The 20,681-nt window shown below is 67.5% G+C and carries 19 protein-coding genes; 3 read left to right on the top strand and 16 right to left on the bottom strand.

Annotated features, from left to right (window positions below):
* Positions 1 to 27: 27 nt before the first annotated feature.
* From ACSQ3M_RS24765 to ACSQ3M_RS24745, 5 genes are all read right to left on the bottom strand, one after another.
* Positions 28 to 666 carry a thioredoxin family protein gene (locus ACSQ3M_RS24765; RefSeq protein WP_436152732.1) on the bottom strand — a complete coding sequence of 213 codons (639 nt, stop codon included), beginning with the start codon at positions 664 to 666 and terminating at the stop codon, positions 28 to 30.
* Between the two features lie 40 nt (positions 667 to 706).
* Positions 707 to 2,869: a protein-disulfide reductase DsbD family protein gene (locus ACSQ3M_RS24760; RefSeq protein ID WP_436152731.1), complete on the bottom strand. Its 2,163-nt coding sequence runs from the start codon at positions 2,867 to 2,869 to the stop codon at positions 707 to 709.
* A 72-nt stretch (positions 2,870 to 2,941) separates the two neighbouring features.
* Positions 2,942 to 3,997, bottom strand: coding sequence for a dTDP-glucose 4,6-dehydratase (rfbB, locus tag ACSQ3M_RS24755; protein ID WP_436152730.1), 1,056 nt, complete (start codon positions 3,995 to 3,997; stop codon positions 2,942 to 2,944).
* The gene (gene rfbC, locus ACSQ3M_RS24750; RefSeq protein ID WP_436152729.1) at positions 3,994 to 4,572 is read right to left on the bottom strand and encodes a dTDP-4-dehydrorhamnose 3,5-epimerase; all 579 of its coding nucleotides are present in this window, start codon (positions 4,570 to 4,572) and stop codon (positions 3,994 to 3,996) included. The genes rfbB and rfbC overlap by 4 nt, the downstream gene beginning before the upstream one ends.
* A gap of 123 nt (positions 4,573 to 4,695) precedes the next feature.
* Positions 4,696 to 5,838, bottom strand: coding sequence for an anhydro-N-acetylmuramic acid kinase (locus tag ACSQ3M_RS24745; protein WP_436152728.1), 1,143 nt, complete (start codon positions 5,836 to 5,838; stop codon positions 4,696 to 4,698).
* Between the two features lie 119 nt (positions 5,839 to 5,957).
* On the opposite strand from ACSQ3M_RS24745, the gene ACSQ3M_RS24740 reads away from it, so the two are divergent.
* The gene (locus tag ACSQ3M_RS24740) at positions 5,958 to 6,311 is read left to right on the top strand and encodes a PepSY domain-containing protein (protein WP_436152727.1); all 354 of its coding nucleotides are present in this window, start codon (positions 5,958 to 5,960) and stop codon (positions 6,309 to 6,311) included.
* Positions 6,312 to 6,313: 2 nt separating this feature from the next.
* Here the strand turns inward: ACSQ3M_RS24740 and ACSQ3M_RS24735 are convergent, their stop codons facing one another.
* The 4 genes from ACSQ3M_RS24735 to ACSQ3M_RS24720 all read right to left on the bottom strand — a co-directional run bounded on the left by ACSQ3M_RS24735 (position 6,314) and on the right by ACSQ3M_RS24720 (position 11,367).
* Positions 6,314 to 6,535, bottom strand: coding sequence for a hypothetical protein (locus tag ACSQ3M_RS24735; RefSeq protein ID WP_436152726.1), 222 nt, complete (start codon positions 6,533 to 6,535; stop codon positions 6,314 to 6,316).
* An 85-nt stretch (positions 6,536 to 6,620) separates the two neighbouring features.
* Positions 6,621 to 8,204: an ABC transporter substrate-binding protein gene (locus tag ACSQ3M_RS24730; protein ID WP_436152725.1), complete on the bottom strand. Its 1,584-nt coding sequence runs from the start codon at positions 8,202 to 8,204 to the stop codon at positions 6,621 to 6,623.
* A gap of 56 nt (positions 8,205 to 8,260) precedes the next feature.
* The gene (locus ACSQ3M_RS24725) at positions 8,261 to 9,844 is read right to left on the bottom strand and encodes an ABC transporter substrate-binding protein (RefSeq protein WP_436152724.1); all 1,584 of its coding nucleotides are present in this window, start codon (positions 9,842 to 9,844) and stop codon (positions 8,261 to 8,263) included.
* An 11-nt stretch (positions 9,845 to 9,855) separates the two neighbouring features.
* Positions 9,856 to 11,367: a serine hydrolase domain-containing protein gene (locus ACSQ3M_RS24720; RefSeq protein WP_436152723.1), complete on the bottom strand. Its 1,512-nt coding sequence runs from the start codon at positions 11,365 to 11,367 to the stop codon at positions 9,856 to 9,858.
* 221 nt (positions 11,368 to 11,588) lie between these two features.
* Between ACSQ3M_RS24720 and ACSQ3M_RS24715 the strand changes: the two genes are divergently transcribed.
* Positions 11,589 to 11,900: a hypothetical protein gene (locus ACSQ3M_RS24715; RefSeq protein WP_436152722.1), complete on the top strand. Its 312-nt coding sequence runs from the start codon at positions 11,589 to 11,591 to the stop codon at positions 11,898 to 11,900.
* 12 nt (positions 11,901 to 11,912) lie between these two features.
* Here the strand turns inward: ACSQ3M_RS24715 and ACSQ3M_RS24710 are convergent, their stop codons facing one another.
* The 5 genes from ACSQ3M_RS24710 to ACSQ3M_RS24690 are packed head-to-tail and all read right to left on the bottom strand — an operon-like array spanning position 11,913 to position 17,976.
* On the bottom strand, positions 11,913 to 13,199 hold the full coding sequence (locus ACSQ3M_RS24710) for a four-carbon acid sugar kinase family protein (RefSeq protein ID WP_436152721.1): 1,287 nt from the start codon (positions 13,197 to 13,199) through the stop codon (positions 11,913 to 11,915).
* Positions 13,200 to 13,201: 2 nt separating this feature from the next.
* A complete protein-coding gene (locus ACSQ3M_RS24705) occupies positions 13,202 to 14,476 on the bottom strand; it encodes a ribulose-bisphosphate carboxylase large subunit family protein (protein WP_436152720.1) in 1,275 nt (424 codons plus the stop codon).
* A 6-nt stretch (positions 14,477 to 14,482) separates the two neighbouring features.
* Positions 14,483 to 15,022, bottom strand: coding sequence for a VOC family protein (locus ACSQ3M_RS24700; protein WP_436152719.1), 540 nt, complete (start codon positions 15,020 to 15,022; stop codon positions 14,483 to 14,485).
* A gap of 22 nt (positions 15,023 to 15,044) precedes the next feature.
* Complete coding sequence (locus ACSQ3M_RS24695) at positions 15,045 to 16,922, bottom strand: TRAP transporter large permease (RefSeq protein WP_436152718.1); 1,878 nt, start codon at positions 16,920 to 16,922, stop codon at positions 15,045 to 15,047.
* Between the two features lie 37 nt (positions 16,923 to 16,959).
* Positions 16,960 to 17,976 (bottom strand): TRAP transporter substrate-binding protein, encoded by a 1,017-nt coding sequence (locus tag ACSQ3M_RS24690; protein WP_436152717.1) that lies wholly within the window; start codon positions 17,974 to 17,976, stop codon positions 16,960 to 16,962.
* A gap of 113 nt (positions 17,977 to 18,089) precedes the next feature.
* Between ACSQ3M_RS24690 and ACSQ3M_RS24685 the strand changes: the two genes are divergently transcribed.
* The gene (locus tag ACSQ3M_RS24685) at positions 18,090 to 19,157 is read left to right on the top strand and encodes a LacI family DNA-binding transcriptional regulator (protein ID WP_436152716.1); all 1,068 of its coding nucleotides are present in this window, start codon (positions 18,090 to 18,092) and stop codon (positions 19,155 to 19,157) included.
* A 12-nt stretch (positions 19,158 to 19,169) separates the two neighbouring features.
* On the opposite strand, the gene ACSQ3M_RS24680 is transcribed toward ACSQ3M_RS24685, so the two are convergent.
* On the bottom strand, positions 19,170 to 19,451 hold the full coding sequence (locus tag ACSQ3M_RS24680) for a hypothetical protein (protein ID WP_436152715.1): 282 nt from the start codon (positions 19,449 to 19,451) through the stop codon (positions 19,170 to 19,172).
* A 179-nt stretch (positions 19,452 to 19,630) separates the two neighbouring features.
* Positions 19,631 to 20,665, bottom strand: a complete 1,035-nt coding sequence (locus ACSQ3M_RS24675; RefSeq protein WP_436152714.1) for a GSCFA domain-containing protein — start codon at positions 20,663 to 20,665, stop codon at positions 19,631 to 19,633.
* Between the last annotated feature and the right edge of the window lie 16 nt (positions 20,666 to 20,681).

Below are 20,681 nucleotides of genomic sequence, written 5' to 3'. Positions count from 1 at the left end.
GCTTCTTGCCGGCCGCCGCGCCCGGCCTCAGCTCACTGGCGCGTACTTCACCACGCAGCCATAGGCCTTGGTCGCGGGTTCGGAGACGGCCTTGCCAGCTTTGAGCTCGGCTACCGCCTGGCGGATATAGCTCTTCGCGCCGGTCAGGCTGGAGGCACTCGATGATGGCTTGTCGTCGATCGCGCCGGCATAGGCGAGTGTGCCCTTGGGATCGATGATGTACATGTGCGGTGTGGTCTGGGCGCCATAGGCACGGGCCAGCTTGCTCTGCGGATCGAGCAGGATCGAGGCCGGGGCCGCGTCGCGCGTCTTGCTCAACTCCTTGGCTTTGGCCGCGTCGACATGGCCCTGCTCACCGGCCGGCGAGGAGATCACCGAGAGCCAAACGATGCCGTCCTTGGCCATGTCCTTCTGCAGGGTCTGCATGGTGGCGCTGCTGTAGTGCTTCCGGACATAGGGGCAGTCATGGTTGGTCCATTCGAGGACCACGGTCTTTCCGGCATAGTCGGAGAGCTTCTGCTGCTTGCCGTCGACGTCGACGACGGAGAAATCGGGAGCCTTGGCGCCGGTCTTCGCCGCGCTCTGGGCGAAGGCGGTGCCGGAGGCGAGCGCCAGCGCGGTGGCGGCGAGGCCGGTGATGAAGGTCTGTCTGCTCACGGCTTTCATCGTCAGTCTCCTTGCTGAGGTTGAAATCTGGGGCTTGGCTTCACTTCCGGCTGGATGCGGTCTTCACCTCGCGGCCGGCGGCGCGCTCGGCTGCGCTCACCACGGTCTCGGGCGTCAGCAGCTGCGGCAGCACTTCGGCCTGCGCGCCCTTCGTACCGGGGTAGAACAAATAGAGCGGCACGCCGGCGCGGCCATACTCCGCCAGCGTCGCCGCGATTGCAGCATTGCGGTTGGTCCAGTCGGCCTTGAGATAGGCGACGCCGAGCTTGGCGAAGGCATCCTTGACCTCCTGGCGCGACAGCGCGACCCGGTCATTGGCGAGGCAGGTGATGCACCAGGCGGCGGTGAAGTTGACGAAGACTGGCTTGCCTTGCGCCTGCAATTCCGCGACCCGCGTCGGCGACCAGACACCCGGCGCTTCCGTCCCGGCCTGTACGGTCGGCTGCGCCGGGGGCGTCGCGCTTTCGATCACGAAGGCCGAGGTCGCGCCGACGAGCAAAACGGCAGCAGCGGCTGCAATGGTCCGCAAGCCGCGACCGCTGCCGCGCGTCACGCCGATCAGCCAGAGCGCGAAGCCGGCGGCGAGAATCGCGACCAGCGCGGCGAGCGCCCCGTCGGCGCCGACCTGCATGGTCGCGACCCAGATCAGCCAGATTGCGGTCGCGAACATCGGGAAGGCGAAGGCCTGCTTCAGGATGAGCATCCAGCGGCCCGGCTTGGGCAGCAGCCGCAGCAGTCCGGGGGCGAAGGAGAGCGCGACGACGGGCGCGGCGAAGCCGAGTGCCAGCGCCATGAAGATCGACAGCGCCGCGGTCGGCGGCTGCGTCAGCGCATAGCCCATCGCGGCGCCCATGAACGGGGCGGTGCAGGGCGTCGCCACCACGACGGCGAGCACGCCGGTCATGAAGGCTCCGACCGGACCGCCGCGGCTGGCGAGCCCGTCGCCGACGCCTTGCAGCCTGCCGCCGATCTCGAAGGCGCCGATCAGGTTGAAGCCAATCAGCGTCATCAGCACGGCGAGCAGGATGACGAGCGGCGGCGACTGCAATTGGAAGCCCCAGCCGGCGCCGAGCGCGATCACAGCTGCCGCCAGGATGAGGAAGGTCGCGAGCACGCCGGCAAGGAAGAGCAGTCCTTGCTGGCGGACCTCGCTGCGGCTCGCTTGTGCGACCTGCGCGAAGCCGAGCGCCTTGATGAACAGCACCGGCAGCACGCAAGGCATCAGGTTGAGGATCAAACCACCGGCAAAGGCAAAAGCCAGCGCCAGCCACAGCGTCAGGTCCTCGGCCGGAGGCGGCGGCAGCGTCACCTTTGCCGGGGCCTGCGCCGGAGCGGCCGCAGCCTGTAGCAGCGCCGGCTCGACCTCGGCGCTAAGCGCGAGGGCGCGTTTGGCGCCGCCTGCCGAGAAGGTGAGAACACCATCAATCGTCGGCGTTCCGACCTTGAAGGCAGTGGAGCGTGTCAGCGTCAGAGCACCGCCATCGGCCGGCTGCTCGGCCGCATGCTCGATCAGCGTGTCCAGGATTGGAAAGAAGCGGATCTCGCTGGCGCCGGCCGGCAGGCTGGGCAGCGTGAGCGCGAGCTTGTCCTCGCCCTTCGCCGTGAGCTTGCCAGTGAAGCCGGCCGGCTTCGGCAAGGCAGCACGCGCTTGCTCGATCCGCGCCTGCGCATCGGCATCGACTGCGCTCGTCGCCGCGATCGGCAGGTCGAGCGTGAAGGCGCCCTCCTCGGGAATGCAGATCTTCTCGCAAACCAGCCAGGTTGCCTTGGCCGAGAGCGTCAGCGTCTCGCCCGGCTTGGCGCTCGCCGGCACGCTGATCTCGACCGGCAGCACGACATGGTCCTCGAAGCCGAAATTGACGAGCGGCTCGACCCGGATGGCCTTGGGCGCCGGCCACTGGATCGCGCCGGCGCTCACACCGTCCGGCAGCGTCCACTCGATCCGCGTCGGCTCACCGGAATCGCCGGGGTTCTGCCAGTAGCTGTGCCAGCCCGGCGCGAGCTTCTGGGTCAGCGCGATCTGGAAGCGCTCGCCCGGTGCGACCGCATCGCGGCTCGACAGCAGCGTGGCGGTGACGCGCGGCGAGGTCACGGCAGCGGATTCGGCTGCGAGCAGCGGCAAGGGCGCCAGCAACGCCAGCGCCATGGTGGCGCGCTGCAACAGCCGGATTGCAGGCCGGCGCGGGAAGCTCGTCGCGATCATACCGATTTGATGCCCGTTCCCATCGCGAAAAGCCAATGACAAGCGGGTGATAGCGGCGCGAGGTCGCAGGCTTTAGCCCGCCCCGAGCCGCTCGCCGCGATAGACGCCGGAGCGGATCCGGCTCCACCAGTCGCGGTTCTCCAGATACCAGGCGATCGTCTTGCGCAGCCCGCTCTCGAAGCTCTCCTGCGGCCGCCAGCCGAGCTCGCGCTCGATCTTGGATGCGTCGATCGCATAGCGCTGGTCGTGGCCGGGCCGGTCGGCGACGAAGCGGATCAGCCCCTCGCGCGGGCCGATCGCCGCGTCCGGAGCGAGCTCGTCCATTAGCGCGCAGAGCGCCTTGACCACCTGAAGATTGCTGCGCTCGGCGCCACCGCCGACATTGTAGCTCTCGCCGATGCGGCCGCTTTCCGCGATGAGAGCCAGCGCGCGGGCATGGTCCTCGACATGCAGCCAGTCGCGGACCTGGGCGCCGGAGCCGTAGACCGGGAGGTCCTTGCCCTCGAGCGCGTTGAGGATCATCAGCGGGATCAGCTTCTCGGGGAAATGATAGGGCCCGTAATTGTTCGAGCAGTTCGAGAGCACGACCGGCAGCCCGTAGGTGTGGTGCCAAGCGCGGGCCAGATGGTCGGAGGCCGCCTTCGAGGCCGAGTAGGGCGAGTTCGGCTGGTAGGGCGAGGTCTCGCTGAACAGCCCATCCTCGCCGAGCGAGCCGAAGACCTCGTCGGTCGAGATCTGGTGGAAGCGAAAGCCCACCTGCTCCGCCGGCGGGAGCGAGCGGTAGTGCCTGAGCGCCTCCTGCAGCAGCGCGAAGGAGCCGACGATATTGGTTTCGATGAAGGCGGCCGGCCCGTCGATCGAGCGGTCGACATGGCTCTCGGCGGCAAGATGCATGACGATGTCGGGCCTGAAGTCGGCGAAGGCCTGCCGCATCGCCGGGGCATCGCCGATATCGGCCTCAAGGAAGGCGAGCCGAGGATCGTTCGAGACGGGTTCGAGATTGTCGCGATTGCCGGCATAGGTCAGCTTGTCGACGACCAGCACCTGATGCGGCGTCTGCCGGATCAGGTGGCGCACTACTGCCGAGCCGATGAAGCCGGCGCCGCCGGTGACGAGATAGCGCTTCACGCGAAATCCTCATAGCGGAACGGGCTGACGAAGCCGGCAAAGCCGGGCAGGGCTGCGTCCTTGCCGGAGAGCTGCGCTTCAGCCTCGGAGACCGGCCAGTCGATCGCAAGCTCAGGGTCGTTCCAGGCAATGCCGCCCTCGGTCTGCGGCGCATAGGGACCGTCGACCTTGTAGGTGACCTCGGTACCCGGCTCGAGCGTGCAGAAGCCATGGGCGAAGCCGCGCGGTACGAAGAGCTGCTCGGCGCCCTCGGTGGTGAGTGTCGCCGCGCACCATTTGCCGTAGCTCGGCGATCCCACGCGGATATCGACCGCGACGTCGAAGATCGAGCCCTTCAGCACTCGCACCAGCTTGGCCTGCGCCGCCGGCGGGGCCTGGAAGTGCAGGCCGCGCACCACACCGCGCGCTGCCGAGAGTGACTGGTTGTCCTGCACGAAGACGGCGCCGATGCCGGCCGCCGCGAACGCCTCGGTGCTGTACGTTTCCATGAAGTAGCCGCGCGCATCGCCGAATTTCTTCGGCCTGATCAGCACAACGGAAGGGACGGCGAGGGGCTCGAAGGCGAACTTGCTCATGGCGTCCTTGAACCCTCGCCGGCGCGCGCCGTCAACGCCCGCTAGAGCCCGTTCCGATCAACTTGCATCGCAAGGTGATCGGTAAAACGGTCTCTAACTCAAAGTGAGAGACGGATTCACCGATCAGATTGGTTCAATCTGATCGGATCCGGCTCTCGCGATCCGCCCGCCGGTCATCGGCTCCGAGACGCCTGTCGTCAGTGGGAAACTGATCGGCAGGCCGGCCTTGCGGCGCATGGCGAGGAAGGCGAAGCACTCCGCCTCGATCGCGTCGCCGCGCCAGCCGACGGCCTCGGCCGGAACAGCTTTTGCGCCGCTGCGGGCATTGAGCGACGCCATGATCGCCGGATTGCGCCGCCCGCCGCCGCAGACGATCAGTCGTTCAGGCCTGACCGGGAGCAGGTCGAGCCCGCGCCCGACCGCGCCGGCGGTGAAGGCCGTCAGCGTCGCCGCCCCGTCCTCGAAGGAGAGGCCCTCGGCCATGGCGGCGGTGAAGTCGTAGCGGTCGAGCGATTTCGGATAGGGCGCGACGAGATAGCTGTGTTCGAGCAGGCGCGCGAGCCTCTCCTCGTCGACGGTGCCGGCGAGCGAGAAGCCGCCGTCGCGGTCCATCTCGCCCTTGCCGTGCTGCTTGATCCAATCGTTCAGCGGCGCATTGCCCGGGCCGGTATCAAAGGCGAGCACATGGTCGGCATCGGCGAAGGCGCTGAGATTGCCGACGCCGCCGAGATTGAGCACGGCGGTCTCCTGCCCGGCGCCGATGCTGCGCATCAGTGCAGCGTGGTAACTCGCGACGAGAGGCGCGCCCTGGCCGCCGGCGCGGACATCGGCCGTGCGGAAATCGTAGACGACATCGATGCCGAGCTGCCCCGCCATCAGCGCGCCGTCGCCGAGCTGTCGGGTATCGCCCTTGCGCTCCCCAGTCGGTGCGCGGTGCAGCACGGTCTGGCCATGGAAGCCAACTGCCGCGACCTCGCTCGCCGCGATGCCCTCGGCTGCCAGAAACTCAGCGACGGCCTCGCCTTGAGCCAGCGTCAGGGCGCGCTCGGCCTCGGCGAAGGCCGCCGGCTCCGGCCCTTCGAAGCGCCAGCCGAGTGCCGCCTGCACCGCTTCCGCTAGCAAATCGCGAACCTCCTGGCGATAGGGCGCGAGCCGCCACGGCCCGAACTCGGCGACCGCAGCGCCATCCGTGCGGATGGCGGCGATGTCGATATTGCCGTCGAGGACCGTTCCGGTCATCAGGCCGATCGCCCAGGCTGGCTGCATGCGCCGCGTCTCCTCTTGCCCGGAGCGATGCCTGTCACAGGCAAAGTCCGCCCGCAATCCCGACCCGATTCCGTCCCAATCGCCACCTACCAGAGCCGAGCCTTTTCTGGAGATCGGCCATGCTTACCCGTCGCTTCGTTCTGACCGCCTGCCTCGGCCTCGTTCCGGCTGGATCGGCCTTCGCTCAGGCGCTGAGCGGCAGTGCGGTCGTGCCGCCGCCGGTCGACATCGCCCCGCCCGGCGCGCCCATGGCGTCGCCATACCCGCCCCGGCCGCCGGAAGCCGACGACGATGACTACGGCATCAGCCGGCGCGAGGCCGTGCGGATCGCCCGCCGCAACGGTGTGGTCGATGTCGAGAGCGTCCGCCGCCGTCGCGGTGTCTGGATCGTCTCGGGCACCGATGATGACGACGAGGACATCCGCGTCGTCGTCAACGACGAGGGCGATGTCGTCGCAGTCAGACGCGACTGAATTCAGCCGGCCCGCAGCGCCGCGTCGAAGGCGTCCTGCAGCATCTCCCGGCATTGCCGCGCCTGCTCGCGGCTCGGCTCATGCAGGATATGCGGCGTGATGTCGGCGAGATCGCGCAGGGCGAAGTCGATCGCCGACATGAGGTCGAGCGCATCACCGTCATACTCGACGGCCGGCGGCTTCAACCGGAACTGCAAAACCTGACCCATCAGGACCTGACCCATTACGCGTCTCACGAGACTGGAAGGCGAATCGTTCTGACGAGTCTCGTCCGCAATCGGTCAGGAACCGGTTAACGCCGCGTCGGCGTCACTTCTTTTCGATGTTCCAGAACAGCATCACCGGCGCCGGCAGCACGCCCGAGACATTGGCGCGCCTGGCATAGGGCTGGTCGAACTGGCCGAGCACGCGATAGGGCTGCATCTCGGCGAGCCTTTTGTGCAGCGCCTCGACCGCCGCCTTGCGGGCGGCGTCGTCGGGCGCATCGACCACGGACCCTCTCAGCTTCTCGGCCTCGGCATCGCAGGGCCAGCCGGCCCAGGCCTTCTCGCAGGCCATGTTGGTGCCGATATTGGTCATCGGCGACTGCATGGTCGCGCCCGAGGCATAGGTCACGAACAGGTTCCAGCCGCCCTGGTCCGGCGGGCTCTTGTTCTGCTGGCGGGTGGTGACGGTGCCCCAGTCGGAGAACTGGACGTCGACATTGACGCCGGCCTTCTTCAGTTGGGCGGCGGCGACCTCGGCCATCCGGCCGATCGCGGCGATGTCGTTGCTGGTGGTCAGCACCAGCTTCTCGCCCTTGTAGCCGGCTTCTGTCAGGAGCTGCTTCGCCTTGTCCAGATCGGGCTTGGCGTAGCCCTCCGCCCCGACCTCAGTGCCGTTCGGGCCGCCGCAGATGAAATAGGCGGCGCAGCGCTTCCACCATTCCTCGTCGCCGAAGCCGCCGGCCAGGAACTCGGCCTGATCGGTGGCATAGGCCAAAGCGAGGCGTGCCTTCGGGTTATTGAAGGGCGGATGCAGGCTGTTCGGGCGCAGCATCACCTGGTTGGCGAGGTTCGAATAGCGCTCGACCTTGACGTCCTTGGCGGCGGCGACGACCGGGATCAGGTCCTGGCTCGGCTGCTCCCAGATGTCGATCTCGCCGGTCTGCAGGGCAGCCGCAGCCGTCGCCGCGTCGGGCATGATCATCCACTCGACCCGGTCGACCTTGACGATCCGCCCACCGGCGAGCCCGTCGGCCGGTTCGGAGCGCGGCACGTAATCAGGGTTCTTGTCGTAGACGATCTTGGCGCCGCTGCGCCATTCGGCCCGGTTGAACTTGAAGGGACCGGAGCCGATCGTCTCGGTCACCGGCTTCATCGGGTCGGTTGTCGCATCCGCCTCGCGCATGATCACCGGGATCTGGCCGACCGCCGAGCCGAGCGCGAACGGTACCAGCGCCATCGGCTTCTTCAGCTTGAGCACGAAGGTCCTGTCGTCCTTCGCCTCCATCCCTTCCGTGTACTCCCCGAGCTTGCCGCCGATCGTGTCGCGCTTCATCCAGCGCGTCAGCGAGGCGATGACGTCGCGGGTCGTCACCGGCTGGCCGTCATGGAATTTGAGGCCGGGCCGCAACGTGAAGCTCCAGGACAGCCCGTCCGGTGCGGTCGAAAAACTCTCGACCATCTGCGGCTTCGGCTGGAGGTTGGCGTCCCAGGCGAACAGCGTTTCGTAGATCATCAGCCCGTGCATGCGGGTGATCACGATCGAGGCGGCGACCGGATCGAGCGTCTTGAGGTCGGCATGCGGCGCGACGCGCAGCACGTTCTTCGGCGCCGGCTGTGCCTGCGCGCCGGCGGCGAGCAACAGCGCGGTCGTGCCGAAAAGAGCGGCGACAAGGCGGGATCGGATCATGGCTGGCCTCCCTAGATGTAATTGAAACGCAGGATACACGAGCGCCGGGGGCGCCCTCATTTCTTCTCGATGTTCCAGAACAGCATCACCGGCGCTGCCAGCACGCCGGCGACATTGGCGCGCCTCGCATAGGGCTGAACGAACTGGCCGAGCACGCGATAGGGCTGAACCTCGGCGAGGTGCTTGTGCAGGGTCTCGACCGCAGCCTTGCGGGCGGCATCGTCAGGTGCGTCGACGACGGCGCCGCGTAGCTTCTCCGTCTGCGCATCGCAGGCCCAGCCGGCCCAGGCCTTCTCGCAGGCCATGTTGGTGCCGACATTGGTCAGCGGCGACTGCATGGTCGCGCCGGGGATGGTGGTGACGAAGAGGTTCCAGCCGCTGCGGCCGGGGACTCCGCGATTCTGCTGGCGCGTCGCCACCGTGCCCCAGTCCGAGAATTGCAGGTCGATATTGAAGCCGACCTTTCTCAGGCTGTCGGCCGCGACCTCGGCCATGCGGCCGATCGGCGGGATGTCCATGCTCGACATCAGCGCCAGCGGCTCGCCCTTGTAGCCGCTCTCCGCCAGGAGTTGCCGCGCCTTGGCGAGGTCGGGCTTGGCGAAGCTCTCGGCGCCGGCCTGCGTGCCGTTCGGGCCGCCGCAGATGAAATAGGAATTGCAGCGCTGCCACCATTCCTCGTCTCCGAAGCCGCCGGCCAGGAACTCGGCCTGATCGGTGGCATAGGCGAGGGCGAGACGGGCCTTGGCGTTGTCGAAGGGCGGGTAGAGGTGGTTGGGCCGCAGCAGCGCCTGATCTGGCAGGCTGGCGTAACGCTCGACCTTGACCTCCTTCGTCGCCGCGATCACCGGTACGAGGTCCTGGCTCGGCTGCTCCCAGATGTCGATCTCGCCGGTCTGCAAGGCCGCGGCTGCCGTCGCCGGATCGGGCATGATCAGCCACTCGACCCGGTCGACCTTGACGACGCGGCCGCCGGCAAGCCCGTCAGCCGACTCGGTGCGCGGCACATAGTCGGGATTCCGGTCGTAGACGACCTTGGCGCCGCTGCGCCATTCCGCGCGGTTGAACAAAAACGGGCCGGAGCCGATCGCCTCGCTGATCGGCTTCAGCGGATCGCTCGTCGCATTGCTCTCGCGCATGATCGCCGGGATGTTGCCGACGGCCGAGCCGAGCGCGAACGGCACCAGCGCCATCGGCTTCTTCAGCCTGAGCACGAAGGTCCTGTCGTCCTTCGCCTCCATGCTTTGCGTGTATTCTCCGAGCTTGCCGCCGATCGTATCGCGCGCCATCCAGCGTTTCAGTGAGGCGATCACGTCGCGCGTTGTCACCGGCTGGCCGTCATGGAATTTGAGGCCGGGCCGCAGCGTGAAGCTCCAAGACAGCTTGTCATCCGAGGTCGAAAAGCTCTCGACCATCTGAGGCTTGGGCTGAAGATTGGCGTCCCAGGCGAACAGCGTCTCGTAAATCATCAGCCCGTGCATACGGGTGATCAGCACCGAAGCCGCGACCGGATCGAGCGTCTTCAGATCGGCATGCGGCGCGACGCGGAGCACGGTCTTCGGCGCCGGCTGGGCCTGCGCGGCGCCGGTCAGCAGCAGTGCGGTGGCGCCGATGAGCGCGGTAGCGAGACGGGAACGGATCATGGTCGGCTTTCTCAGGCGGTTCTGTCGAAATGCAGGATGCGCGAGCGGTGGCTGGCAAGCCGCAGGCTCCCGTCTGGCTGCAGCCACAAGCAAGGCCGGTGCCGCCAGGGACCATGCTTCAGGTCGGCCAGCGCCCGCCCGCCGGGCAATGGCGTCAGCCGGGTCTCCAAGCCGATCGTCCCGGCCCAGGGCCAGGATGCCGTGCCATCAGGGTAGATGGTGATCTCGACGCCGAGTCTGTCGTCGCGCCAACGCCCGATGAGCCGCTCGTCGAGCCTGGTATCGGCGGGCACCGGCAGTAGCCGGCGGGCGACGCCGCCGATCGCGCCAGCAAGCGCGCCGTCGGCTTCCGTCCTGAGGCCGACCTCCAGATAGGCCGGCAGGCTGCGCAGGCCACCGTCCCCGTCCGAAACGAGCTTCTCGTAACCACCCATGAAGCTGATCGCGCCGCCGGCGAACTCGGCCCAGAACGGTCCGTCTACCGTTGCGTAGAGCCCGGTCGGAACGTTGTCGGGCTCGCTCGGCAGGGCCTCGCCAGTCAGCGCCGCTAGCACCCGCAAAGCCGGCCAGAGCGCATCCTCTTCTCGATTGGTCAAGACGACGACGCCGACGCCCTGCTCCGGGGCCATCAGCATATGGTTGCGATAGCCCGTCAGCGAGCCGCCATGGCCGACGACCCTGATACCGCCGAGCCGGCTTGCGACAAGGCCGAGCCGGTAGCCACTCTCGCTGCCATCGGCGAACTGGCGCGGCGCGGCGAGCCGGTCGAGCAGCCCGGCGTGAGAGCCGCGCCCAGCCATGAGCGCCGCCGCCCAGCGCGCTAGCCCGGCTGCGCTGCCGGCCATGCCGCCCGAGGCGGAGAAGTTGAAGCCATAAAGGCCGCGCCGCCAAGCCTGCCCGTCGGGCCAGTAGCCGGTCGCGAGCCCGGGGACGACCTCGGTCTCGTCGGAGACGAAGCGGATCGGCAGCGCGGCCGGCGCCATCAGCTCCTCGACCAGTTGCGCTGCGCTCTTGCCGGTCCGGCGCTCGAGGATCGCCTGCGCCAGCCGCCAGCCGGTGTTGGAATAGGCCATCTCGGTGCCGGGCTCGGCGTTGAGGCCGGGCAGCCGGCAGGCAGCGGCGAAAATCTCTGCGGCCGAAAGGCTCGCGGTGAAGGGCGTGCCCAGCTGCCAGAGCGCTTCCATCATGTCCGGCAGCGCGCCGGTCATGTCGAGCGCCCGGCCGAGCGGTACTGCGCCCAGCGCCGCTGGCAGTTCCGGCAGGAAGCTGCCGAGCGTCGCCTCCAGCGGCACGCCCTCGCGCAGCAGCAAGGCGGCGCAAATATGCTTGCTGATCGAGGCCAGCCGGTTCTGCGTGTCGGGGGTGAAGGGCAGGCGGTGCTCGATCACGGCAAAGCCGCCGCTGGCGCTCTCGCGCACGCCCTCGCGGTCGAACAGCACGATCGCTCCGCCCGGCCCGCCTTGCCGCGTCCAGGGCTCGGCGATCGCCTGCGCCTCGCTGCACCCCTTCATCCAGTCGACCATGCGCTCAGCTCTCCGGCGATCCGTCCCGGATGGAACTGTCGCGGATGTGGGGGCGATTAGGCAATCCTCCGGCCATCCATCGGTGACTGGCCTGCTCGTCATGAAAGCGGCACAATCGCTGGTCGATCCTGCCGTCGCGCGCGCGGCGGCGCGCTGGATCGAAGCCCGGCGATGTCGGAAGCTGCGGATTTGATGAAGAGATATTGAGGAGGCGGATTGATATGAGACGTGCGTTCTTCGTGGCCGGGGCCCTCAGCCTTGCCGGTATCGCAGCAGGTTGCTCGCAGCCGCAGCGCTTCGGCGCCCCGCCTCCCGGTCTTGCACCCAGTGGCGGCGCGGCGGCCAAGCGAATCGCCAGCGATGGTGCCGGCGGCCTGCAATTGCCTGATGGAACGCGCGTCCAGACCGACCAGAGCGGCGGCTTCACCCTGCCCAACGGCGCCTATGTCCGGCGCGATCGTGCCGGCGCGCTCAACCTGCCGAACGGTTCGCGCTGCATACCCGACAATCAAGGCGGCTATATCTGCCCCTGAGCGGAGCGCAGTTCAGCCGGTCTCGGCAACGCGGTTGAAAAAGTCGGGCGTGCCCATCTGGCCGCCCTTCAGGACGATATCGAGGCCGTCGAACCTGGGATCGTCGCTATGGGCGCGGCAGAGCGGCGCGCCCGGCGTGCAGGGCGAGCGATAGGACAGGCCCCAGAGATCGAGCGCGCGGATGGCCAGCGTCGAGGTGTCGCCGCCGGCGACGACCAGCCGCGCGATCCGCGCCTGGTTCATGATCGCACGCAGCAGCGCACCGGTCGCAGCGGCGACCTTGCCGGTCTCGGCCGGCGCTCCAGCCGGCTGGTCGGTGACCAGCATGATATTACGCTCGGCCAGGCCGGCGAGTGCCTCGCGACGGAGCGCATCGAGATAAGCGGGTTCGCTGATCAGTCGCGCCGGATCGATCGCGAGCATCTGATAGCCCGATGCGTTCTCGACCTGAACGCGGGTCACCGGCGAGAGGCTGCCGACCAGAGCGAGCAGGTTTCCGTCGGAATCGGAACGAGCGAGCTTCGGCATCGCGGTCTGCTGAGCCCGCGGGAAGCCGGCAAAGGCCTGCGCGACCGAACTCGGGCCGATCGCCAGCATAGGCGCGGCCTTCATATGCTCGCGTAACAGGGCGCCGAGCGCCGTGAGATCGGACGGGCGCGAGACGTCGAAGAGGACGGCGTCGGGCTGCGCCTCCAGCGCCGTGTCCAATGCCGCACCGGCCCCGTGGCCCTCGTGACTGCGATAGTCGACGAGGGCGACGCGCTCCAGTCCCTGCGCCGCCAGGTGTCGCCGCAGATCGGCCTCTGCCATCGGCGTGACAGGGTGGACGCTCATGGTCGGGTGACGGTCGATGCGATGGACGCTGCCACCGGCTCCGGCGGCAGCGAAGAGGTTGCCGAACAGGCAATAGCGCCCGAGATTGGGCTGGCCGCCGACGACCGGCAGCAGCGGGTTGGGGAAGTGCGGCCGCAAGGCGCGCGCCGCCGCGCCGAGGCTGCCGATTTCGGGGGCGCTGTCGAAGGTCGAGCAGCATTTGTAGTGCAGAAGCGCGATGCCGAGATCGGCGAAGAAGCGCCCGGCCTCGTCCAGTTCTCGCGCCATGGCATCCGGCGCCATCGCCCGCGTCGCGCCGGCGATGCCGACCGCATCGAGCGGTCCGGCGCTGGCGAGCTGCTCAGGCGTCGGGATGCGCAGGAAGAGCAGAGCGCGCTGTCCGGCCTCCGCAAGCGTGGCGAGCGTGTCGGTGGCGCCGGTGAAGTCGTCGCCATACCAGCCGTAACGGGCCCCCGCTTCTGCCATGCTCAGCCGGCGCCCTTGCCGAAGAAGGCGAGCGCCTGGGCGAGTTCGCTATGATTCTTCGCCGCATCGGTCAGCGACACGCCGGATGCCACCGCCTCCCAGGCCTGGCGGATGCTGGCGACACCGGCCGCTGGCCCGCCTGGGTGGGCGAGGATGCCGCCGCCGGCCATGAACAGCAGGTCGTCATGGCCGAGCGCATCCCAGGTCGGCTGCGCCGTGCCCGCCCACTGCCCGGAGGAGAAGGCCGGCAGGACGCGGTCGTCGATCCCGTCCGTCAGCGGCGTCACGCAATCCTTCGCGGAGGTCACGACCTCCTCGTCCTCCTGCGCGAACTTGCCCTGCAAGCCGTGTACATGCATGTGGTCGACGCCGGCGAGCCGCCACAAGGTCTGGTAGGCCTGGAAGCCGATGCCGAGCAGCGGATGGCGCGAGAGTGCGCCAAAACCGTTGCGATGGCCGTGCAGGGCAAGGCTGGTCGAACGGCGCAATGTCTCGACCGCCGAGAATCCGCACCAGTTCAGGCTGACCATGACGCAGGTACCGCCCTCGCGCTCGACCAATTCGGCATGGCGGCGCATCTGGTCGGTTTCGGCGGTGATGTTGAAGGCGATCATCACCGCCTTGCCGGTGCGGTCCTGATGGCGGCGCACGGCCGCCATCACCGCCGGCACGCGCTGGGCGAGCGGTGCATGCACCGGGTCGGCGCAGATCTCGTCGTCCTTGATGAAGTCGAGCCCGGCCGCGCAGAGCTTGCCGACCAGCTCGGCGGTCTCATACGGGCGCAGGCCGACATTGGGCTTGATGATCGAGCCGATCATCGGGCCATCGGCTACCCCGGTAAGCCGGCGGGTGCCGGCGATGCCGCGCGTCGGCAGCGGGAACAGGCGGCGATACGAAGCCGGCAAAGCCATGCTTTCGAGCCGAAGACCGGTGACCTCGCCGAGATCGAACAGGTTGCCGGCGACGATTGAGGCCAGCGTCGGCAGATTGGCCCCGACATTGTCGACCGGGAAGGAGAGCGTGATCCTGGCGCGTCGCCATGGTCCACCGATGCCCTTCCGCGTCAGCCAGGCATTGGGCAAGCTCGGCTCGATGGCGCTACCCTGCTCCTCGACCGCGACGACGATGGCGCGGGTGCGGTCGCGCAATTCGTCGGTCTCGCCGGCGACGCGGGTGAAGGTGCCGCTCGATTGCTCGCCGGCCATGACCTCGGCGACCTTGCGCGGGTCGAGCGGAGTCTCGATCAGGTAAGTTGCTGTGAAGCGTTCGGTCGCCATGGTCGTTCAGAGCTTACTCAGATCAGGGAAGGGGCGCACCGGGTCCTTGCCGTCCCAGTTCTCGCCCGCCTCGCGGATCAGCCGGAACATTTCGCCCTTGGGACCTGCGACCTCGGAGAGTTCGATCACCGTGCCGGGATGGTAATGGGTGTCGAAATAGATGAAGCGGCCGCGCTCGCCGACCTCGCCCGACATCACCGGCTTGAAGCCCTCGGCTAGCAGCCGCGTGAGGTCGGCGTCGTAGTCCGAGGTCCAGTAGGCGACGTGCTGCAGGCCGCTATGGCCGGCATCGGTGAAATCCTTGTACATCGACGGCACCGCGTTGCGGCACTGGATCAGCTCGATCTGCAGCGGGCCGGAATTGGCGAGCGCCACCGAGTTATGCGGCTCGTAGGCCTCGCCCTTGTAGCGATAGTTTCTGATCGGGACCTTCGGATTGTAGAAGAACGGCCCGACGCCGAGCACCCGGCTCCAATAGTCCATCGCCGCCTCGATATCGGGGACGACATAGCCGGCCTGACGGATCTGGCCAAAGAAACGGCTCATGGGTGCTTTCCTGCGAAGATGTCTAGAGGAAGCCGATGGAGATCCACGGCACGGCGGCGACGATGACGAGGCCGATCAAAAGGGCGGCGATATAGGCCCAGATGTATTTCAGCCCCTCGTCGGGATTGATCTTCGAGATCGCGCAGGCGCCGTAATAGCCGACGCCGAAGGGCGGGGCGAAAAGGCCGATGCCCATCGCGAAGATCACGACCATGGCGTAGTGCACCTCGTGCACGCCGATCTGCTTGGCGATCGGGAAGAGCAACGGCCCGAACAGCACGATCGCCGGGATGCCCTCGAGCACGCTGCCGAGGATGACGAATGCGACGATCGAGATGGCGAGGAAGCCCCAGGTCCCGCCGGGAACCGCCGCCATGATCTTGGCGAGGTCCTGCGAGAAGCCCGACTGTGTCAGCCCCCAGGCCATGGCGGTGGCGCAGCCGATGATGAAGATGATCGCGCCGGTGAGCGACGCCGTGTCGACCAGCATGCCCTTGAGGCGGCGCCAGTCGAATTGCCGGTAGATCAGGATGCCGGCCAGCACCGCATAGGCGATGCCGATGGTCGAGACCTCGGTCGCGGTCGCGACGCCTTCGACGACGGCGGCGCGGATGACGAAGGGCAGGGCGATGGCCGGCAGCGCGATCAGGCAGAGCTTGCCGATCTCGCGCTTCGAATACTTGGTGACCTGGCTGAGATCTTCGCCCCGGTTGCGCCACCAGACGACGAAGCAGAGCGCGATGCCGAGCACGACGGCCGGCAGCATGCCGCCGGTGAACAGCGCCGCGATCGAGACGCCGGTGACCGAGCCGATGGTGATCAGCACGATCGAGGGCGGGATGGTCTCGGTTTGCGCGCCGGTGGCCGAGAGCAGCGCCACGAGATCGCCGGGCTTGGCGCCGCGCTTCTGCATCTCCGGGAACAGCACCGGCGCGATTGCGGCCATGTCGGCGATCTTCGAGCCGGAGATGCCGGAGACCAGGTACATCGCGCCGATCAGCACATAGGAGAGGCCGCCGCGGACATGGCCGAGCAGCGACGCCAGGAACTGGATCATGGCGCGCGCCATGCCGGTCATCTCGATCAGCGCACCGAGGAAGATGAAGAGCGGCACCGCGAGCAGGATGAGGTGGCTCATGCCCTCGTCGAGCCGGCCGACCATGACGACCATCGGCGTCGAGGTCGTCAGCGAGAGATAGCCGAAGGTGGCGAGCGCGAAGGAGAAGGCGATCGGCACGCCGGCGAAGACGTTGGCCGCGACGAGGCCGACGAAGAAGATCACGAGGTTGAGTTTGCCGAGCGGCTTCAGTACCGGCCCGAGCAGCCAGAACAGGACGATGAGGACGATCGTGACGCCGGCGGCCTGCAGGATCGGCTTCCACGAACCAAAGCGCAGCAGCCGGCAGAAGGCAGCAAACAGCATCAGCACGATGCCGATCGGCAGCGCCGCGGCGCGCCAGGAATTGGCGATCTCCAGCGCCGGCGTGACGATGAAGCGCTCGTCCTCGGCGTAATCCAGCGCCTCCGGCAGGATCATCAGCAGGAAGGCGATCGCTGCGGTGATGGCGAGCGCTTCTAGGATGGCGCGGGTCTGCGGGCCGACACGGGTGATAAGGCCGGTCATCCGCATATGCTCGCCACGGCGCAGCGCTACCACCGCGCCGAGCATGGAGAGCCAGAGGAACAGGATCGATGCGAGCTCGTCCGACCAGACCAGCGGCGCATGGAAGGCGTAGCGGGCGGTGACGCCCGCGCCGAGGATGACGATCTCGGCGAGGACGAGCACGGCCGCGACGAGTTCGACCGCCGTGCTGACGGCACGGTCGAGCCTGTCCGCGAGGCGACCAAATCCGGTCGCCGGCATGGCCGGCGACGGCAGGCTGGCGGCGTGAGCGTCCATGGCGTTCCCTCGAGCGTTCGGCTGCGGCTCTCTCGCGTCAGGCGAGCTTGCCGACCGCCCCCTCGAGCAGGCTCCAGGCCTCGGCGCCGAAGCGCTCCTGCCATTCCTTGTAGAACCCGCCATCTCGGAGCTTGGCCCGGAAGCTGTCGGGGTTGGTCTTGTTGAAGGCAAGCCCCTTGGATTGCAGGTCTGCCTGCACGGTTTCGTTGAGGCCCTTGATGTCGCCGCGCTGCGCCACGCCGGCATCGTTGATCGCTGAAGCCACGATCTTCTGGACGTCAGGCGGCAGTCCGCGCCAGGCACGTCCGTTGGCGATGAACCAGAAGCCGTCCCAGATATGGTTCGAGACTGCGCAGCTCTTCTGCACCTCGTAGAGCTTGGCGACCTGGATGATCGGCAGCGGGTTCTCCTGTGCGTCGACCACCTTGGTCTGCAGCGCCGAATAGACCTCGGAGAACTGCAGGCTGGCCGGCGCAGCGCCGAGCGCCTTGAACATCGAGATCGACAGCGGCGAGACCGGCACGCGGATCTTCAGCGAGGCCATGTCGGCCGCCTGCTCGATCGGCTTGCCCGATGTGGTCATCTGGCGGAAGCCGTTGTCCCACATCTTCTCGAAGGCATGCAGGTTCAGCTTCTCGATCGCGGCGCGGACATGCGCGCCGACCGGCCCGTCCATCGCCTTCCAGACCTGGTCGTAGTCCGAGAAGGCGAAGCCGACGGCGTTGATCGCCGCGACCGGCACCAGCGTCGCGATCACCAGCGCCGATGGGGTGAAGAAGGTGATGCCGCCATTGCGGACCTGGCTCAGCATATCGGTGTCGCCACCGAGCTGGTTGTTCGGGAAGATCTTGATCTCGACGCGCCCGTTCGTCTCCTTGGCGACGCGCTCGGCCGCCTGCTGGGCGCGGATGTTGAGCGGATGGCTGAGCGGCAGGTTGTTGCCGTATTTCAGCTCGATCTCGGCGGCGCGCGCGATCAGCGGCATGCCGATCAGCGATATTGCGGGCGCGGCGGCGAAGCCCTTGATGAGCGTGCGGCGGCTCGGTCCGGTCATGATGTCCTCCCTGGTCGTTCTGATGCGATTTGATCGCTCTTGAATGCTTGACGCCCAGCATAGAAATCGTTTCTGATGGTCTTCAAGCTCATTTTCTGATGGCTGTTGATGGAATGAATGCGCCAATCCGCCAATCGGCTGAGCAATCTGCGCCGCGCCGTCGCCAGATGGCGCGGGTCGAGGATGTCGCGGCACTCGCCGGAGTCTCGACCGCGACGGTCGACCGGGTGCTGAACCAGCGACCGGGTGTTCGACCGGCGACCGTCCAGCGTGTGCTGAAGGCGGCGGGCGAGCTCGGCTATGTCATGGAGGGGGCGCTGCCGGCGAGTGCGCTCCGACCCTTGCGCCTCGGCTTCCTGCTGCCGGCCGGAAACAACCGCTTCCTCGGCCTGCTTGGCCGGCTGATCGCCGGCTCGCAGGACCAGCTCGCCTCCTTCAACATGCGCGCCCGGGTCGAGCATATCGAGAGCTTCAAGCCGGAGCTGCTCGCCCATGAGCTCCGGCGGATCGGCCGCGAGGTCGACGGTGTCGCCTTCATGGCGCTGGAGCACCCGACGGTGCGCGAGGCGGTCGATCTTCTGGCCGAGCGTGGCGTGCCCAGCGTGACGCTGATCTCGGACATCGCCAATACCGCCCGCGCTGCCTATGTCGGGCTCGACAACCGCGCCGCCGGGCGCACCGCCGGCCAGCTCATCGCCCGCTTCATCGGGCCGCGCCGCGCCAAGGTGGCGATGATCGCCGGCAGCCTCAGCTACCGCGCTCATGAGGAACGCGAGATGGGCTTCCTGCATCTGTTCGAGGAGCTCTACCCGGACATCGCCGTGGTCGGACTGCGCGAAGGCCATGACGACGAGGCCAAGAACTACCGCCAGACCAAGACCCTGCTCGGCCAGCATCCGGATCTCGCTGGCATCTACAATATCGGCGGTGGACCGGAGGGCATTGCCCGGGCGCTGAAGGAGGCAGGGCGGCAGGACGTCGTCTTCGTCGGCCACGGGCTGACACCGGAGACGCGCGGCCTGCTCGTCGACGGCACCATGGATGCGGTGATCACCCAGCAGCCCCTGGCGACGCTGATGAGCTGTGTCGCGATCTTCGCGAACCTGCGCGCCGGACGGCCGGTGGCCGAGGGCACGGCCCGCCCGGGGATCGAGATCGTGCTGCGCGAGAACCTGCCCTGACGGGCCGATAGCTCAAGTGGTGCGACCGACTTCGCGCGCCACCGCCGAGAACGGCCTCATATCGGTGTCAGACCGCGTCGCGACAGTGAGGAAGCGGGCTGCGAAGGCGATTGAATCGCGCTGGCTCGGGCTGAGCTGGTCGCAGCGCTGTTGGTCGGCGAGCCCCGTCTGCTCGGCCTCGGTCAGCGCGGCCTTGAGCTGTGCTTCGCTGAGGGCGCCCGATGCCACCAGTGAGCGCAACACGGCGGTGAAGGCCAGCAGCATGCCTTCGAGCTGTAGATTGGCGACGTTCATCTCGTCCTCCACCAGCCAGCGCCGGGCAGATCCGGCGCTGCCATCGTTGCATGCCTGATCCGGTCTTGCGACCGATTCCAAAGCAACCCTTCAGGCGAGCAATGGTTCTCAGGATCTGGAGGCAGAGGCAGCGCGGCGGATCGATAACCGCGCTGCGACGTCAAGACAGGCTGGCGAGGTCAGGCCGCCTGCGGCTGTGCGGCGTCACCGAGATAGGCGCCCTGGAAGGTCGTCATCACATGCGCGACCATCTCGCGGGCGATGTGGAGCTGGTCGTCCTCGAAGGCGATGGTGCGCGGCGAGTTGAGCACGATTTCGTAGCTCGGGAAGTAGTCGACGAAATCGAAGCGGCGGAACAGCTCTTCGGCGACGGCGCGCAGCACCGATTTCGAGGCGCTGTTGGCGACGATCACGTCGGCATCCTTGAAGGTCGCGCCGAACGGCACCGGCGAGACGGTGACGATGAAGCGCATCTCCGGATGGCAGTGCTCGCGGATCAGCCCGATGGTGTCGAGCATGTCGGCCAGCGTGGTATCGTAGCCGTAGTCGATGAAGCGGAAGCGCTCGGGCATGCGCGCCAGCCAGGTCGGGCCGGGATGCGCATTCATTGCGATTCCGGTCTCGGAGTCGAGCCAGGTCTCGGTCAGGCCGAGCGTGAAGAAGCAGATGCGCGCATTCTTGATCTGCGCCGTCGCCTCGCTGAGGCGCTTGCGGTTGGCGAAGGCGGTCTCGCGGTCGAGCAGCTTGAGGCCGCTGGCGTGCGGATCGAACCATTGCCCGGGCGCGAGCTCGATCAGCCCGTCATTGGGATAGCTCTCGCCGGCCAGCACGCGTCTGAGTTCGTGCGTCATCGAACGGACCGAGTATTTGTTGAGCGCGCCGCGGCTGAGCTGGCCGCGATCGGCGCCGCCGCCGCGGCCGGTCTCCTCATCCCAGCTTTCGAAATGTTCGGCCGGCACGCCATGGCCCTTGAGCAGCAGCGGCAGCCCACGCATCATCAGGATGTTCTCGACTTCGCGGGCGAAGCACGAGCCCATGGTGAAGATCGGCCAGGACGGATCGATCTTGAACTTCGATTTGTGCTCGACGGAAAGATAATTGCCTGTGGTCAGCCGTTCCTTGGCCATCTTCTCCGGCTTGCCCGAGATCCAGCCGCGCACAGGATTGCCGCGCATGATGGAAAGGGCCGTGCCTGCATTGTACTCGATCCTCATGATCGTCTCCTGGTTC

This window comes from Allobosea sp. LjRoot90, assembly GCF_964254315.1.
GTDB lineage: Bacteria > Pseudomonadota > Alphaproteobacteria > Rhizobiales > Beijerinckiaceae > Allobosea.
This window is presented reverse-complemented; position numbering and strand designations above follow the sequence as displayed.

Bases quoted from the DNA above. Each gene is read 5' to 3' on its own strand.
- ACSQ3M_RS24765 (WP_436152732.1), bottom strand. From the start codon at position 666: ATGAAAGCCGTGAGCAGACAGACCTTCATCACCGGCCTCGCCGCCACC.
- ACSQ3M_RS24760 (WP_436152731.1), bottom strand. From the start codon at position 2,869: ATGATCGCGACGAGCTTCCCGCGCCGGCCTGCAATCCGGCTGTTGCAG.
- rfbC (WP_436152729.1), bottom strand. From the start codon at position 4,572: ATGAGCAAGTTCGCCTTCGAGCCCCTCGCCGTCCCTTCCGTTGTGCTG.
- ACSQ3M_RS24745 (WP_436152728.1), bottom strand. From the start codon at position 5,838: ATGCAGCCAGCCTGGGCGATCGGCCTGATGACCGGAACGGTCCTCGAC.
- ACSQ3M_RS24740 (WP_436152727.1), top strand. From the start codon at position 5,958: ATGCTTACCCGTCGCTTCGTTCTGACCGCCTGCCTCGGCCTCGTTCCG.
- ACSQ3M_RS24735 (WP_436152726.1), bottom strand. From the start codon at position 6,535: ATGGGTCAGGTCCTGATGGGTCAGGTTTTGCAGTTCCGGTTGAAGCCG.
- ACSQ3M_RS24730 (WP_436152725.1), bottom strand. From the start codon at position 8,204: ATGATCCGATCCCGCCTTGTCGCCGCTCTTTTCGGCACGACCGCGCTG.
- ACSQ3M_RS24725 (WP_436152724.1), bottom strand. From the start codon at position 9,844: ATGATCCGTTCCCGTCTCGCTACCGCGCTCATCGGCGCCACCGCACTG.
- ACSQ3M_RS24720 (WP_436152723.1), bottom strand. From the start codon at position 11,367: ATGGTCGACTGGATGAAGGGGTGCAGCGAGGCGCAGGCGATCGCCGAG.
- ACSQ3M_RS24715 (WP_436152722.1), top strand. From the start codon at position 11,589: ATGAGACGTGCGTTCTTCGTGGCCGGGGCCCTCAGCCTTGCCGGTATC.
- ACSQ3M_RS24710 (WP_436152721.1), bottom strand. From the start codon at position 13,199: ATGGCAGAAGCGGGGGCCCGTTACGGCTGGTATGGCGACGACTTCACC.
- ACSQ3M_RS24705 (WP_436152720.1), bottom strand. From the start codon at position 14,476: ATGGCGACCGAACGCTTCACAGCAACTTACCTGATCGAGACTCCGCTC.
- ACSQ3M_RS24700 (WP_436152719.1), bottom strand. From the start codon at position 15,022: ATGAGCCGTTTCTTTGGCCAGATCCGTCAGGCCGGCTATGTCGTCCCC.
- ACSQ3M_RS24695 (WP_436152718.1), bottom strand. From the start codon at position 16,922: ATGGACGCTCACGCCGCCAGCCTGCCGTCGCCGGCCATGCCGGCGACC.
- ACSQ3M_RS24690 (WP_436152717.1), bottom strand. From the start codon at position 17,976: ATGACCGGACCGAGCCGCCGCACGCTCATCAAGGGCTTCGCCGCCGCG.
- ACSQ3M_RS24685 (WP_436152716.1), top strand. From the start codon at position 18,090: ATGAATGCGCCAATCCGCCAATCGGCTGAGCAATCTGCGCCGCGCCGT.
- ACSQ3M_RS24680 (WP_436152715.1), bottom strand. From the start codon at position 19,451: ATGAACGTCGCCAATCTACAGCTCGAAGGCATGCTGCTGGCCTTCACC.
- ACSQ3M_RS24675 (WP_436152714.1), bottom strand. From the start codon at position 20,665: ATGAGGATCGAGTACAATGCAGGCACGGCCCTTTCCATCATGCGCGGC.